This window comes from Bacteroidales bacterium (genome assembly GCA_031276035.1).
GTDB lineage: Bacteria > Bacteroidota > Bacteroidia > Bacteroidales > BM520 > RGIG7150.
Window position 1 is genome coordinate 81,122 of sequence record JAISNV010000023.1, and the last position, 14,423, is coordinate 95,544.

General features: G+C 35.7%; 14 protein-coding genes and 1 pseudogene. 5 read left to right on the forward strand and 10 right to left on the reverse strand.

Going from position 1 to position 14,423, the window contains the following annotated elements; all coding sequences use genetic code 11:
- Window positions 1-183 precede the first annotated feature (183 nt).
- The gene (locus LBP67_05680; protein ID MDR2084466.1) at window positions 184-960 is read right to left on the reverse strand and encodes a hypothetical protein; all 777 of its coding nucleotides are present in this window, start codon (window positions 958-960) and stop codon (window positions 184-186) included.
- Between the two features lie 267 nt (window positions 961-1,227).
- Between LBP67_05680 and LBP67_05685 the strand changes: the two genes are divergently transcribed.
- Both LBP67_05685 and LBP67_05690 read left to right on the forward strand, forming a co-directional pair.
- The gene (locus tag LBP67_05685) at window positions 1,228-2,418 is read left to right on the forward strand and encodes an AraC family transcriptional regulator (protein ID MDR2084467.1); all 1,191 of its coding nucleotides are present in this window, start codon (window positions 1,228-1,230) and stop codon (window positions 2,416-2,418) included.
- Window positions 2,415-3,551 (forward strand): AraC family transcriptional regulator, encoded by a 1,137-nt coding sequence (locus tag LBP67_05690; protein ID MDR2084468.1) that lies wholly within the window; start codon window positions 2,415-2,417, stop codon window positions 3,549-3,551. Before LBP67_05685 ends, LBP67_05690 begins: the two co-directional genes overlap by 4 nt.
- A 410-nt stretch (window positions 3,552-3,961) precedes the next feature.
- Here LBP67_05690 and LBP67_05695 read toward each other — a convergent pair whose 3' ends face one another.
- From LBP67_05695 to LBP67_05705, 3 genes are read right to left on the reverse strand one after another with little or no spacing between them, the layout of a single operon-like run.
- The gene (locus tag LBP67_05695; GenBank protein ID MDR2084469.1) at window positions 3,962-4,909 is read right to left on the reverse strand and encodes an AraC family transcriptional regulator; all 948 of its coding nucleotides are present in this window, start codon (window positions 4,907-4,909) and stop codon (window positions 3,962-3,964) included.
- A 20-nt stretch (window positions 4,910-4,929) separates the two neighbouring features.
- On the reverse strand, window positions 4,930-5,448 hold the full coding sequence (locus LBP67_05700; GenBank protein MDR2084470.1) for a GNAT family N-acetyltransferase: 519 nt from the start codon (window positions 5,446-5,448) through the stop codon (window positions 4,930-4,932).
- Window positions 5,445-6,236 (reverse strand): class I SAM-dependent methyltransferase, encoded by a 792-nt coding sequence (locus LBP67_05705; GenBank protein MDR2084471.1) that lies wholly within the window; start codon window positions 6,234-6,236, stop codon window positions 5,445-5,447. The genes LBP67_05700 and LBP67_05705 overlap by 4 nt, the downstream gene beginning before the upstream one ends.
- A 315-nt stretch (window positions 6,237-6,551) precedes the next feature.
- Between LBP67_05705 and LBP67_05710 the strand changes: the two genes are divergently transcribed.
- The 3 genes from LBP67_05710 (at window position 6,552) to LBP67_05720 (ending at window position 11,044) form a co-directional block, all read left to right on the forward strand.
- On the forward strand, window positions 6,552-9,569 hold the full coding sequence (locus tag LBP67_05710) for an SAM-dependent methyltransferase (GenBank protein ID MDR2084472.1): 3,018 nt from the start codon (window positions 6,552-6,554) through the stop codon (window positions 9,567-9,569).
- Entirely contained in the window at window positions 9,566-10,231 is a 666-nt protein-coding gene (locus tag LBP67_05715; GenBank protein ID MDR2084473.1) for a hypothetical protein, read from the forward strand. The genes LBP67_05710 and LBP67_05715 overlap by 4 nt, the downstream gene beginning before the upstream one ends.
- A gap of 186 nt (window positions 10,232-10,417) precedes the next feature.
- Window positions 10,418-11,044 carry a CatB-related O-acetyltransferase gene (locus tag LBP67_05720; protein ID MDR2084474.1) on the forward strand — a complete coding sequence of 209 codons (627 nt, stop codon included), beginning with the start codon at window positions 10,418-10,420 and terminating at the stop codon, window positions 11,042-11,044.
- A 116-nt stretch (window positions 11,045-11,160) separates the two neighbouring features.
- Here LBP67_05720 and LBP67_05725 read toward each other — a convergent pair.
- From LBP67_05725 to LBP67_05750, 6 genes and pseudogenes are all read right to left on the reverse strand, one after another.
- Window positions 11,161-11,895: pseudogene (locus LBP67_05725) on the reverse strand (phage Gp37/Gp68 family protein).
- A 31-nt stretch (window positions 11,896-11,926) separates the two neighbouring features.
- The gene (locus LBP67_05730; GenBank protein ID MDR2084475.1) at window positions 11,927-12,427 is read right to left on the reverse strand and encodes an ATP-binding protein; all 501 of its coding nucleotides are present in this window, start codon (window positions 12,425-12,427) and stop codon (window positions 11,927-11,929) included.
- 17 nt (window positions 12,428-12,444) lie between these two features.
- The gene (locus tag LBP67_05735) at window positions 12,445-12,972 is read right to left on the reverse strand and encodes a GNAT family N-acetyltransferase (GenBank protein ID MDR2084476.1); all 528 of its coding nucleotides are present in this window, start codon (window positions 12,970-12,972) and stop codon (window positions 12,445-12,447) included.
- Window positions 12,973-12,987: 15 nt separating this feature from the next.
- Window positions 12,988-13,512 carry a GNAT family N-acetyltransferase gene (locus LBP67_05740; protein MDR2084477.1) on the reverse strand — a complete coding sequence of 175 codons (525 nt, stop codon included), beginning with the start codon at window positions 13,510-13,512 and terminating at the stop codon, window positions 12,988-12,990.
- Between the two features lie 5 nt (window positions 13,513-13,517).
- Window positions 13,518-13,919 carry a VOC family protein gene (locus tag LBP67_05745; GenBank protein ID MDR2084478.1) on the reverse strand — a complete coding sequence of 134 codons (402 nt, stop codon included), beginning with the start codon at window positions 13,917-13,919 and terminating at the stop codon, window positions 13,518-13,520.
- Window positions 13,920-13,948: 29 nt separating this feature from the next.
- The gene (locus LBP67_05750) at window positions 13,949-14,401 is read right to left on the reverse strand and encodes a GNAT family N-acetyltransferase (protein ID MDR2084479.1); all 453 of its coding nucleotides are present in this window, start codon (window positions 14,399-14,401) and stop codon (window positions 13,949-13,951) included.
- Window positions 14,402-14,423 lie beyond the last annotated feature (22 nt).

The window sequence follows — 14,423 nt, forward strand, 5'->3', positions numbered from 1 at the left end:
TTTCGTAATAACACGTGCACTATCCGGAGACGAAGTAATATTCGATCCCGGCACTTTTGTGCTTTGTTTGCATGAACTCAGCAGGCAAGGGAGAATAAGTATTAAAATTACCTTTTTCATATTATAATGGTTTAAATTATGGTTGTGTATGATTTATGAAAAATATCCGTATTATACTCCGGTTTAAAATTGTGTATTAACACCAATAAAAGTCTGAAATCTGGTCTGTCCTTCGCCTTTTGCCAAAACCGAAAATTGAGGTTCGACAAAAATATTAAGAACTACTTTTTTCACCATGACAACTTTGCCTATACCTAATCCGAGCGGGATATTGTAATTTTGGTTTTCGAAATTGAATGACCATACACCTGTGCTGCGCAAATATGTCCCCTTTCCTAGTTGTAGAATTCCGAATAATTGCACGGTCAACATATTGACATCGGCCACTGATTTTTTACCTGCAAATGATGCCTGCCATTGAAGCAAAGCTCCGGATTGAAGAATTGGATTCCTTGAGAAGAAAATCATGGCGGCAGCTCCGGCTTGCCATTTATTAGAAGATAAATCATTTGTTCCTGTCGGGAATGTAATTAAGGGACCAAATCCGACTTTAATCCCATTCATATCAAAAGTGCAGATTCCGAACAGATTAAAGTCTCCTAATCCTGATCTGGGACTACTTCCCGGCGCCCAGCTTGTTATTAGAGGTAGCGTGCCCCGTATAAGGAATCTCCCAATGGGCTGCCCATAACGCAACATCAGCATATTTTGTCCTACACCTGAATGCCCATATACATTATTAACAATATAATTATGCAGGTTGATTGCCTTGCTTTGTGCTAAAGGGTCATTGGCCTTTTTTAAAGTTTCATCGTCTAAATTTGTCTGCTGTGCGAATATACTTCCAATCGCAATCACACTAAGCAGGAGAATTAAAGCTACTTTTACGGTTACTCTCATTATTGATTTTAATTATGGTTTAACAAGATTTTACTTACGAAAAAATCGGAATTGCTTTTTGGATACGTTTCTCAAAGTTCTGATATTTTCTGCAAAACTATAGAAAAGCCACAAAAGAGGGAGTGTTGAATCGTCAAAATATTATATGACAAATCGTAATTTATTTACTTTTTTATATGACAGAAAATAATTTATATGCCAAATCGTAAAAAGAATAATTTAACTCCTTCTTTGTCAAATTTAACATATTTATCTTACTTTTGTATCATGAGTAGTTTTTTATTATATCTAAACGCCATAACCACACTAATTCCTGTTTTTTCGGCATTGTCTTGCGGAATAATGATAAGCCTCTCTATTGGTGATAGCCTTTCGTTAGAAGAAAAAAAGTTAAAGAGCATTGTTGCATTTTATTTTGGATTAGCTGCAATAGGATGGTTTACTACATTTTGTTATGGGTATTATCCGAAAGTTTTCGTTTTTTTGAATGTTCCCTGTATGCTTACATTCACATTAATACCTGTATTATTTTATCGTATCATTTATTTCTTGACCCATTTGGAGCAGAAAGATCGCTTTTCATTACTGCATTACCTTATACCTGCTATCCTCACGATTGTGTTGTTAGTGTGGTCATTTTTTGTTCCGTTCGATATACAACTTGAGATAGTGAACGGCAAAGGACTTGTGATCCCTGCCGGATATGAAACATATACAAAGTTGTTTACTTCAAAACCGGCACTGCGGGCTTTATTCGGGATCATATATTATGCGATGATCATATTGTTGCTTGTTCGTTACTACAAAAAAGCATGTGCCCCCAAAAGTTTGGTAAGAAAACCGGCAAAATGGGTGTTTTTCTTGGTCGGCATTTCAGTGGCGTCAATGCTTTCTTCCATGCTTCCTACGTTTACGCCACGGAGTGTGATATTCACTTCTGTATGGACATTTATTGCTGCTATCGGGATTGCTACGCAGCACATTTTACTGACTTATCATATTATACGGCGTAAATATATGCTTTATTTAATCTACCCGGAAGCCTCCCAGGTAAGAAATAGGCAAGTACAGAAAGAAAAAACGGATCATCCCACTCGCAGGCATCATTCCGGAAAAATAACACAACAGAAATTTAACGCTTATCTTCAAAAAGAAAAACCATATCTCAGATCCGATTTCAGAATAACCGAATTAGTAGATGTTTTTGATGTGAACCGCAGTGAAATATCCGGGTTTATAAACGAAGAATACGGCATGAATTTCAATGCTTATATAAATCAATGGCGGCTTAAGGAGATGAAACGTTTGGCCGCACTTCCATCAAATAGAGATCAGAATGTAAATACTTATGTTACAAAAGCCGGATTTAATGATTTGAGGCAATACTACAGAGTGCTGAGCCGGGAGCGTTACAGAGAAAATGATATGACTAAAATTAACGAGCTTACAAAGAAATGATAAACATTGAAATAATACAGGCGATTGCTTTTTCCGCACCCATGTTCTCAGCTTTAGTATGCCTTATATTCATGTTATTATATTATCATAATAGTACCGGAATTTCTACACGAAAACTTACTCTATTGATGATATTCACTTACATAATGGCATTTTTCTGCTGGTTTGGCATTATACTCTATGTAATGGATTATGACGCATTTGTACGGTTTAATACTTTTTTCTTTCTGGCTCTGATGTTAGACCAGGTATTGTTATATCATTTTATGTTTATTATTACCGGAACAGGAAACAAACGCAGGTTTAATACTATTCATTATATTGTACCTGTTATACTTGCGGTTATTATGGGGGTATGGTCGCTTCTGACACCTTATGAGGTGCAATATTATATTGTAGAAAGCCGTGGGGAAAATGCTCCCGGCTATCTGTGGTATTCACGTTTCTTTTCTTCCACAGTCCCAATATTTATCATATACAATATAATATACCCTATTGCCGGTTTTTACCGTATACGCGTATATCGTCGTGAGGTAGTAAATTATTCAGCTGATGAATACCGCACCTCCGTAGGTTGGCTTTATATGTTGGTATTTCTTATATTATTAACTCTTCCGTTGGCATCTGGTGTGCTTTTCGTTCATAAAAGTATCTTTTTTAATTCTACACTTACTATTATAGGTGCTTTATTGCCGATATTTCAATATGTAATTATCTGTTACAATCTTATATCGGGTAACTATGTGATCATAGATATAGACCCCGCCCCACCTATAGGGGAAATAGTCGAAAGCGAAACAAGCCTACTCAACCGCAAACGATTCGAACAATATATATATAATAAAAAACCATACAAAAATTCCAAGTTGAGAATTATTGATGTTGCTGCCGACTTGTGTACTAACCGTAGTTATGTGTCAGCATTCATAAATAAAGAATACGGCATGAATTTTAGCCGTTATATCAATCTCCGGAGATTGGAGGAACTTGACAATCTTCGATTATTACCGGAAAACTCTAAAAGCAGTGGTTTGGAGTTGGTATTAATGGCCGGATTCAGTGGTTATCGAAGTTATCTACGTGTAAAAAAAGATGAAAACCAAAAATCAATATTAAGTAAAACAATCGGATAGCAGGGTAGTTGTTTTGTTAATCAAAGATAGGCTATAAATATATGTTTAAGAGTTTTACAAAGTAAATTTACTTCGTTAAAGATGAAATATATGGAGGAAAAGTTTCAAAATCCTGCCTCTCCGCTTAGAAAAGAATCAACTCCACCCTTCCATTCCTCCAAATCGACCTTTGTATTTACTAAAATGCAGCCTTGCTTTTGGTAAAATGGAAGGGTGCTTTTTAAATTTGCTCCTTTGTATTTTTGAAAAGCAAGGGTGCATTTGCCTGTGTGTAGAATTTCTTTTGGGCCACCCTAAGCTGAGGGGTTAACTTTATGCGGTATTACATAACTTACCGCATAAGTTTTTTTAAAGAAAATACCTCCATATAAAAAGGGGGAAGGTATATAAACTTCCCCCTTAAGGTTGTTCTACAACGGTTTTACCGGAATACAGATATCCACAATGTGTTTCTGCTCGGGATGAGTGGTGTAATCGTTGTGATAGAGTTCGTATGTACAACCGTCGCCTTGCTGGTAACCGCTATCCACAAACCAGTTGCACATTGAGTTCCAGGCTTTTTCAAAATCGGCAAAACCAAGCTCGAAATGTCCGACTGCATACTTTCCGCCCGGAATTGTGAGTTTGCCTATTTCGCCATCCACTTTTACATCTTCTTCGATAATGATACAGGCACTCTGACGAACTTTCTCCGTCTCAGTAACGGTAGGGTCATCGTGAATTACCGATGCGCTTTTACTGATATTCGGTGTGTAAAGTCCGCGAGGGTAAGCCCATTTGAATAACTTTCCATATGCTTCTCCAATTTTATTGAACGCTCCGATGTGGCGCACATACACTGCCTTCATTTCAGGCATTTCTTTAACTTCAATGTTTGATTTCATAAAATAAAATTGATTTGAATTAACGATGCAAAGGTCGGTACTCTCGCTCAGACCGCTTTTCAAATTCTTGCGAAGCATTTGTCCATTCTTGCTAAACAACTTACCGTTCTGCGAATAAACTGGTTTATCGACTTTACTGAATTGGCTGGGTGTTATGCCGAAATACTTTTTAAAGGTTCGACTGAATAAGGAAATGCTTCCGAAGCCACAGTCATAAGCTATTTCGGTAATTGATGCGGGATTTTCTTCGCGCAGTTTCCAAGCAGCTTTCTCCACCCGCAGACGTTGAATGTAGTTAATGGGCGTTTCGCCGATAAGAAAAGTAAATATCCTATGAAAATGGAAAGGTGAGAAATTGGCAATATCTGCAATTACTTTCAGCTCTAAAGAGTTGTCAAGATTTTGATCTATGTAATCCATTACCCTATTGATTCGTGAACGGTATTCTATTCGACTTCTTTCTTGTATATTCATAATTTACAAAGATATACCCATCAAGGGGAATAGATTGTTCTATTCTTGCTAAGTTGAAGTAACATAATAAAATCTTCTTCATTCTCATCAATTATCTTAAAACCCAGCCGTTCATATAAACGAATAGCCGGATTTCCTTTGGTGATGCTCAAAGAAACCTGCCGATAGCCTTTCTCTTTCATCAACGCTATCATTTTGTTCATCATCCGAGTACCCAATCCTTGATTGCGGTATTGTTCGAAAATGGCAATTGCAATTTCGGGTGTAAGTTTGTCGATATAGCCGCAGCCTTTCGGTTCTCCTCGAAATGTCCTTATCCAAACCGCACCCACAGGCTTGTCATTAAGCAAGGCGAGCAAGCAGCGGTCGTCTTTTTCCGCGCCCCAGTTATCCCAATAAACCCTGACTTGCGGGTAGTAGATTACTTCTCTCGGATAAGGATTCGTCGGGTCGGGGTGGTAAATGGCTTCATACATGAAGTCTTCCATTAAGGAATATTCAGAGGGACGAATCCCTCTGAACATTGCATTTATACTCATAGCTTCTTTGCTATATAGAACACATAGCCATAAAATTCTTTATACTTATTGTATAAACCTTGTTCACGACGTTGGTTCACTATAAGATCTTCCGCCATTTTGTTTCCTGCATATTTTTTTAGGAAACCTTCTTGCACTTTGCTGCAAGGAGCGAAGAAATATTCCGTCCAACAATTCTCAGGAATGATGAAAGTAGCTACAGGAATGTATCCTGCTTTCTGTATCTGGGCAACTTTGTTCGGAATTGTATCTATCTCGGGATAATTTTCCATCCAAAAGTCGGTTATCTCATCAGGACGTTCGTCTGTAAACCATGTTGCTTCCGATGCTGCGATGTAACCGCCAGTTTTCAAGTATTGCTTCCATTCGTTAAAACCCCGCTCGAAACCTATATTATAAATAGCGCCTTCCGACCAAATGAGGTCTATGGATTCTTTTTCGAAGGGAAGCGGGTCTATCATTGAACCTACAACGCCTTTTACTCGCTCATGCAAACCAAGTTGTTCCGCATTTCGATTAAAGATATTTATAAAATCGGGAAACAAATCGAGAGCGGTAATTTTGCCCGGAACGTTCTGAGCCAATACCATAGTTTGTCCGCCAGTACCGCAACCTATGTCGGCAATGCGCGATTGTTCGGTCAGATTGTCGACAAAGCTCAATGCTTTGACGGTTGTTTCGGGACTACCGGGTCCCTGGCGTTCAACTAATGCGAAGTATTCGCAGATAAGATTAAAATCGAAGTCGTGAATAGTATTATGTTCTGTTGTTTTATTTTTGTTACTCATGATTATTTATTTGAAAGTTAAAATTTGAAAATTGAAAGTGTTTTAGAAAAACATTTCGATTTTATTTAATATATAAATACGGAAATAACCCAGACAAGAAAATGCCTGAGTATATATTAGGGGAAATAACCTTGACGGAATGTCAAAGGTTATTTATTTCACGGACTCCTTCTTCGTTTTTAACATAGGCTGCAAAAGTAATATATTTTTCCGGAAATATGCTTAAAAGTTTTTACTTTTAGTATATTCTTTTTCGTATTTTTGCACATTAAGCATTATATGCCTATAAAGTTTTTTTATGTAACATAAAAATAGATGAGTACAAATTTTTTCTACAAGAAGCTAGGTTACGAGCATTTAGCCAAATGTTCGGAAATACCAATTTCTAATCCTGAATATCAGGAATTGGGAGGAATAGGTGCAGATAAAGTTTATTTCTCAGGAGATTTTCCCGCCATTTTATTTAAAGAAGTTAAGGCATTCGATATTGATGCCTTAAAGCAAATTGCCGAAATTCAACACAAAGCATGGAACTATCGAAAAATCATGTTTCTTTTTGTTGTGTCAGACACTGAGATTAGGATTTATAATTGTTACGAGAAACCCAAATACATAGAACCTGATTCTGACTATGATAAAGAATTAAGTCTATATCAGATTTTTAGTAGCACAAAAGAGGATAAAGTAAATTTAGAAATCTTAGTTGAAATTTTTTCTCGTATAGGTGTTGATTGTGGTTTAATTTGGACTAGCGATTATGGCATTAGAGAAAAAGTTAACATACAATGGCGAATAGACCGATTCTTAGTTAAAAGTCTTGTAAATACAGCAGAACTCTTAAATAAAGATATTAATAATAAAGAAATAATTCATGGATTATTGATGCGCTCTTTATTTATTTTGTATCTTGAAGATAAAGGGGCAGCCCAAGAAGCAGGGTTATATGAAAAAATTAAACAAGGAGCAAAAAGTTATTTTAATATTTTAGAAGATGTCGATGCTACATATCGTCTATTTGCTGAACTACAGACACATTTTAATGGGAATGTATTTCCTGTAATAGAAAATGAACAACAATTTGTTACAGAAAAGCATTTGGAAAAAATTAAAGCTTGTTTTACAGATGGAGATATTTCAGATAATCCAAAACTATTTGAATGGAGAATTTTTAATTTCAATTTTATTCAAATAGAGTTGTTGAGTGAAGTGTATGAAAACTTTCTTGGAGAACTTACTTCCAAAAAAGCTAAGGGACAATTTTATACCCCATATCCTTTGGTAGAATTAATTTTAAACGATAAACTCCCCACTTCTAAAGATAAAAAAGAATATAATGTTAAAATAATCGATCCCGCGTGTGGGTCAGGTATTTTTTTAGTTGAAGCATATAAAAGACTTATTCGCAGATGGAAGAATGCACATCCTAATGAAAATATATCTTTCACAAATTTAAGAGACATCTTAATAAATAATATTTATGGAATTGAAATAGATCCATTAGCAATCAAGGTGGCTGCATTTAGTCTTTATTTAGCATTAGTAGAGCAGTTAGACCCCAAAACTCTATGGATTAAGAAAGAATATACTCTTCCTTACTTAATAAACAATCCACAAGATGATTCTATTGTAAATAAACAAGGGAATAATTTGTGGTGTAATGATACTATAGGAGAAATAGACACAAACAAATTTGTCAAAGCTGATTTACTAATTGGTAATCCTCCATTTGGAACAGAGGGAATTGATTTGCCTATTAAGAAATACTTGGATAACCGCAAATATGCACAAGAGAAGGTTCTTGCATTTTTAGACAAGGCTATTCAATTTATAAATGATGAAGGGCAAATTGCTTTAATATTCAATACTAAGGTATTGACCAACACAAACAAAAAGTATCAAGAATTTAGAAAATGGTTATTTAATAAAACATATGTAGAGAAAATTTACAATTTATCAATCTTCCGTAAAGCCAAAAAGGATTTTGGAGGGCAACTTTTTAATTCTGCGGTAGTTCCAATTAGTATTGTTTATTATAGGAAAAATACTTCTGAAAATATTTCAGATACGATAGAATATTGTGCTCCCAAAACCTATGTAAAATCTAATGTAATAGATGGTTTAGTCATAGATAGTACTGATATAAAGCATCTCCCTCGATATGAATGCCAAAAGCCTGACACAAAAATCTGGAAGGTTGGGATGTGGGGGAATTTACAAGATTTTAGTTTGATTACAAACTTGAATAACTCTAAATCAACAACCGATTTAAGTACTTACTTTAATCAAAATAATTGGATCTTTGGTGCAGGATTAAACGGAGACAGCGATCATAAAGATTTTGTGCCAACACCTATCATCATTACCAAAGCGATTAGCAGATATTACACTTCTGATAATTTTGCAATACCCAACGATGAGTATTACAGAAAAATCAATGATTCTCTATTTATTCCCCCATTTGTAATATTAAAGAAAGGACAAAAAAACAGACAAGTTACAGCATCTTATGTCGATTATAAAGCATATTGCAAGAGTGGTGCATTTATCATTAATAAGAATGACAAGAATATTGACGATGTAAAAAAAATGTTGGTAACTTTTATCAATTCAAATTTGGCTACATATTATTTATTTCTTTCTTCTTCTTCATGGGGAATTGAGAGAGAGCAGATTTTTTTTAAGGAATACCTCGAACTTCCTTCTTTCTTTTCAAATAGTCAAAACTCGAAAACTATTATCTCATTGTTTGATCAGTTAATTTTCGAATTGAAAAAAGATTTTCCAAATGAAAATTTTATTGAGCAAACAGAAAAAGCAATAAACATAGAATTATATAATGTAATAGGATTGACAACTAAAGAACAAGTGTTAATTCAAGACACATTAGAGTTCAGCCTTGATTTATTTGAACAAGGAGAAAACTCAATAGGCTTTAAACGAACATTAGATACTGAAAATAGAGCATATGCAGATATGCTATGCAATGAATTGAATGATTTTCTTCAGCACTCATCATTCAAGGCTAATGCCGTAATTTTCGATGTTCAATTAAATGACCCTCTTAATTTGGTCATAATATCTTTTGATAGTAAACAAGAAACTGTTCTTAGCAAAAGTGCACAAGAATTATCTCCTGCCTTGAAAATGTTAAATGAGTTTTCATTGCAAGAAAAAGGACAGAACATATATGTAAGAAAGCAATACAAATATTATGATACAAATAAGATATATTTAATAAAACCTAATCAGAAAAGATTTTGGACACGTTCACAGGCTGTTGATGATGCATTGTCGCTGACTATAGAAATTGCAAATATGGGAGGCGATATATGAGTAAAGGAACATTAAATGTATCAATCATAAATTCTTTTAAGCAGGAGTTTGAATGGAGGTGTTTGAACCTACTGATAGATGCCTATACATTCGTAAACTCATGCGATAGTGTAAATATTGATTGTGAAGAAGAGTACATATCAGCAATCTTATTTGACTATATAGATAATTCTCAACAAGCTATTAATTGGAGAATTGATATTACGCCCGAATATCGACTTTATAAAAGCGATATTCTAAAAAAGGCAAAATCTGCAAAGGAGGCTCCAAGAATTGACTTTAGGTTATGTGGTTGGGCAGCTAATTCTAAACTCACTTATTTTGTAGAAGCGAAAAATTTAATTGAAGTTGATTCTCATAAATCAAAACGAAAATCCAAAATTTCAGCAAATAGCCTTCATGCACGTTACATAGAAACTGGTATTGACAATTATTTATCAGGGAAATATCCGCAGAATGGATGCTTGGTTGGTTATATACTTCAGGGTAAAACTGAAAATATAGTATCAATGCTAAACATGTGTTTATGTAACTCGAATAGAAAAACAGAAGTCCTACAGCCTCAAAATTTAAATTCTATGAATTTTGATTCATACTATATTTCTTTCCATAACAATTTTCCTTTTATCAAACATTTAATGTTCGATTTTACTAAAAACTGACAGGCTAATTTATTTTTACGATATTATATTTATTTGGAAATAACCATTTACCCTATGAAGTGGCAACATTGTATCTGAGGTTTGTGATTAAGGGATAGGAGTAAGCAAATTGTTACTATCCTTTTTCTGCGGCTCTATCCGTCGCGGAACAAATAAAATATATCTTTCAACCATAAATTAAATACAATGAATGCTAAAATATATCCGAGAATTAAGGATTCTCAAACTATCTATCTGAATACTGTAATCGACAATCCTAATATTATAGTCGGGGACTACACCGTTTATAACGATTTTGTTGATAATCCGACTTTGTTCGAGAAAAACAATGTACTTTACCATTATCCTATAAACCGTGACCGCTTGATTATCGGTAAGTTTTGCTCGATTGCCTGCGGTGTTAAGTTCATTTTTAATAGTGCAAATCATACTTTAAATTCATTATCAACTTACACTTTTCCTCTTTTTTATGATGAATGGGGATTGGAAAAGGCCGATGTTGCGGAGGCCTGGGATAATAAAGGCGATATTGTTATAGGGAATGACGTGTGGATTGGTTTTGATGCTGTAATCATGGCGGGTGTTCATATTGGAGACGGAGCCATCATAGGGGCAAGAGCCGTTGTTACTAAAGATGTTCCGCCTTATACGATAATGGGCGGCGTTCCGGCTAAAGAGATTCGCAAACGTTTCGATGACGAAACTATTTCGAAGCTACAGAGTCTGAAATGGTGGGATTGGTCTATAGACAAAATCAGAAGGTCTATCCCATTCATAATGAATGCCGATATTACAGAATTGTCGCAAGTATAGTTAATAAATTAAGGATAAAGCTTGAACGTCTTGTTCAAGCTTATTTACTACACCAAATTCATTTTAGCTTTAAACATAAACCATAAAGATAATGTGTGTTTAAGTTCACGGCTTTTTTATAAATTAATTCCGGCCTTTCGTGCTTGCGAATGCTGAAGCCGGCGACTGATATTATATAACTTTCCGTCTTTAATGAACTTGCTTCCTGTTTGTTTGAACTAGAAAGACACGTTTTGTTGCATGCATACGTTATGCAATTCCATCACCCAATCGAAGTTGCACGGACGAGCATTATAGCCCGACTCTCCTCCGGCAACTACTTGTTCTGCCCACGAACCGATATCGTAACCACTGAGATCTATTCGCTCCAAAAGCGGTTCGCAAATAATAATTTTATGTTTTATCGGAGCTTCTTTATAAATAGGCAAACGGTAATCGGCGCGATCTTGAGTTTCAACAGTACAACAAATGGTTACATTATCATATCCGTCGCCCCAATCATCGGGTAAGGACTTTTGCAGACGGTCGATACGTTTGGTAATTATCATAAATCGCAAATCGCTCCGTTGGCGTATCATTTCCCATGCTTCTTTACGCCACACATCAGCATCTTCCAGAAAGAAGTCGGAAGTAAAACAAGTATAAACCAATGTGCCCGAAGGAATCTTATAATCACCGTTGCGTTTCCTTTGTACGGGCAGGTCGAACAACTTAGTTTTGAAAACGACAGTGCTGTCAATGCCCCGTTTTAAATCGCCCCGGTAAACATAGCAATGCCGGCAACCCGCACTTAGCTTATGACAGCCATGCCATAGATTCCATATCTTAGATTTTGATTCGATAGCGTTCATTGTCATGAAACAAAAGGAGTTTGTGTCTTCATCATATTTTACCTCTTATTTGATTCAGTCGTTGCGATATACCTCCGTGAACTTCGATTGTCTCTATGCCTAACTCTTCAATCAATTCGAGCAGAATTTCGTTTACTTCCTGTCGGAGTTCGGGCAATTCCGAGCATGGTATTCTATCAGGTTCCTCAATCGGAACAAATACGAGTAAATCAATCTCAGGCATTACGGCTTCAAGCATTTGATAGAAAGCCTGAATATCTCTCAATCCGCCGACACCTTGGATATACGCAAACAAATCGATAGGACAGCGATCGAAAATGGCATTGTTGCCACTTGCCGATATTTGTTTTATAGAATACTCGAACTGCTCGATATAATCGTCAATCGTTGGTGTTTCGGAAAACAGATGGCCCCGCTCTTCCAGCTCATAATAAGGTTCGGAGTAGAACTCGTAATCAGGGAGCAACTTTTGCAACTCCTCAACTATTGTTGTTTTTCCAACACAATGTGAACCTGTTACTGCTATTCTCATATTTAATTTTCTATAATTTAAGTGATTACTTTCCGATAATCGCCGTCGCTCTTTTTTATAAATCCATTGCTTAACAATGCTTTTACCGAGAAAATATTTTCTTCGGAAGGGTCAGCCGCTATTTCGCGTCCGCCCGTTTCAATGATTAATTCTTCTAACTTCCGTATTACTATCTTGCTGATTCCTTTATTCAAATACTCTTCTTCGCCAATCAGATATCCTATTTCAAAAGTATGATTCTTTTCTGCAACATCTCCGTACAAATACTCAAAATCGTGTCCTTTTTCCTCAATACCTTTCAAGAAAAAGCAATCGGCAAAGAGGCAATATCCAATTTTCCGGTTGTTGTGATAAACAATAAAATGCTTCAAGAAATCGTATTTGCCGTCTTTATTGGATACCTCATCCGACCAAGCTTCTCTTTGTTCTTCTCCGTCAGGACACAACCTTTTGTAGATATATTCTTTATCCAACCATTTCTCAAATAAGGAAATATCTTCGTTTTGAAGAGGTTTTATTGTGATTTCGTTTGCGTTTATTGCCATTAAAAATCCCTTCTTTCATTCCCAATTTTCATTCAACACAGCGTAAATCACATCGTCAACCCATTTCCCATTTACAAACAGACTTCGAACGAAGTGGGCTTCTTTCCTGAAACCAAGTCTTTCTACTAATCGGATGGAACTTACATTATCATGATCTATTGAAGCTATTATCCGGTGCTTTTCCAATACCTTGAACAGATAGTTAATAACTTCCCTCATCGCTTCGGCAGCATAACCCGCATGCTGAAATTTCCCATTCAACGTACATCCGATTTCAACTTGTTTATTTTGTGCATCAAAAAAATGAATACCTATATCCCCGATTATTTTTTGGTCATCTTTTCTAAGAATAACGTATTGAAACCATGTTCCCTGTTCATTAATCCGAAAAGAAGTCTTTTTTATAAAAGTTTCAACATCTTCAACCGTTTGAGGAATCCAGCCTTGATATTTATTTGCTTCCGTATCCGAACGGTACTCAAATACCTCGGTTTTGTCATCAAGTTTAATCGGCCTTATTATTAACCGTTCTGTTTCCATTGGTTTCATTTTTTTACCGCATCTTTATATTTATCCGCTATAGGACGTTCAGAATAAACATAAACCAGATTGCCGATCGGATCGAGCAAGCTAAAAGCACGATCGCCCCACTCGTGGTCGGTAATTTTTTCTACAAACGATAGATTCAATGGTTTAAGTTGGTTGTAACAAACATCTACATCTTCAACCGATAAGTTGAGAGTTACGCCGCCGCCGAATTGAGGGCGATTCATTTCCCCATTGTGCCCTTGAAAGGATAGAAACAGCGGTATATCACTTTCGAGGCGAATCATAACGTACCAATCGGCATCGAAGGCAACGGTTGCACCGAAGTATTTACTGTAAAAATCAATACACTCTTTTATTTTATCAGTATGAAATGTAATGGATAGGTCTTTGAGTTTCATGTGAGTTTGTTTATGTTTTTCAACATTGATTATAATAAATCGGCCTGATAAATTCTCGATTCTTCTCCCCAAGGATGATAACCTTGTCCGATATAACGGAATCCGTATTTTTCATAATAACCAATATGACTTGTACTGAGGTATAGATTACTAAAACCTGATTTCAAGCTGTCTTCTTTTGCTTTATCCAAAAGAAGAGAACCGTATGCATTACCTCTGTGATTTTCATCAATGAAAACGGCGCATATCCACGGATATAAATCCATACGACTGATAAAATCGTTTGTTATTAAGCCTGCACAACCGATTATTTCATTTTCTTTCTCCAATAAATACCATTGAGGTAACGGACTTGATGCTGTGAGACTATGAGTAATGCTGTCATCATATATTATGCGTGAAACGGATGACCACTTACTGCTGATATAATCTACCGCAACATCTTTGTATTCGGGATTTTCTCTGACTGATATTATTTTCATTATTATAAATTTCTTGTTGCCG

Bases quoted from the DNA above. Each gene is read 5' to 3' on its own strand.
- LBP67_05715 (MDR2084473.1), top strand. From the start codon at position 9,566: ATGAGTAAAGGAACATTAAATGTATCAATCATAAATTCTTTTAAGCAG.
- LBP67_05685 (MDR2084467.1), top strand. From the start codon at position 1,228: ATGAGTAGTTTTTTATTATATCTAAACGCCATAACCACACTAATTCCT.
- LBP67_05735 (MDR2084476.1), bottom strand. From the start codon at position 12,972: ATGGCAATAAACGCAAACGAAATCACAATAAAACCTCTTCAAAACGAA.
- LBP67_05700 (MDR2084470.1), bottom strand. From the start codon at position 5,448: ATGAGTATAAATGCAATGTTCAGAGGGATTCGTCCCTCTGAATATTCC.
- LBP67_05680 (MDR2084466.1), bottom strand. From the start codon at position 960: ATGAGAGTAACCGTAAAAGTAGCTTTAATTCTCCTGCTTAGTGTGATT.
- LBP67_05740 (MDR2084477.1), bottom strand. From the start codon at position 13,512: ATGGAAACAGAACGGTTAATAATAAGGCCGATTAAACTTGATGACAAA.
- LBP67_05745 (MDR2084478.1), bottom strand. From the start codon at position 13,919: ATGAAACTCAAAGACCTATCCATTACATTTCATACTGATAAAATAAAA.
- LBP67_05710 (MDR2084472.1), top strand. From the start codon at position 6,552: ATGAGTACAAATTTTTTCTACAAGAAGCTAGGTTACGAGCATTTAGCC.
- LBP67_05690 (MDR2084468.1), top strand. From the start codon at position 2,415: ATGATAAACATTGAAATAATACAGGCGATTGCTTTTTCCGCACCCATG.
- LBP67_05730 (MDR2084475.1), bottom strand. From the start codon at position 12,427: ATGAGAATAGCAGTAACAGGTTCACATTGTGTTGGAAAAACAACAATA.
- LBP67_05705 (MDR2084471.1), bottom strand. From the start codon at position 6,236: ATGAGTAACAAAAATAAAACAACAGAACATAATACTATTCACGACTTC.
- LBP67_05720 (MDR2084474.1), top strand. From the start codon at position 10,418: ATGAATGCTAAAATATATCCGAGAATTAAGGATTCTCAAACTATCTAT.
- LBP67_05750 (MDR2084479.1), bottom strand. From the start codon at position 14,401: ATGAAAATAATATCAGTCAGAGAAAATCCCGAATACAAAGATGTTGCG.
- LBP67_05695 (MDR2084469.1), bottom strand. From the start codon at position 4,909: ATGAATATACAAGAAAGAAGTCGAATAGAATACCGTTCACGAATCAAT.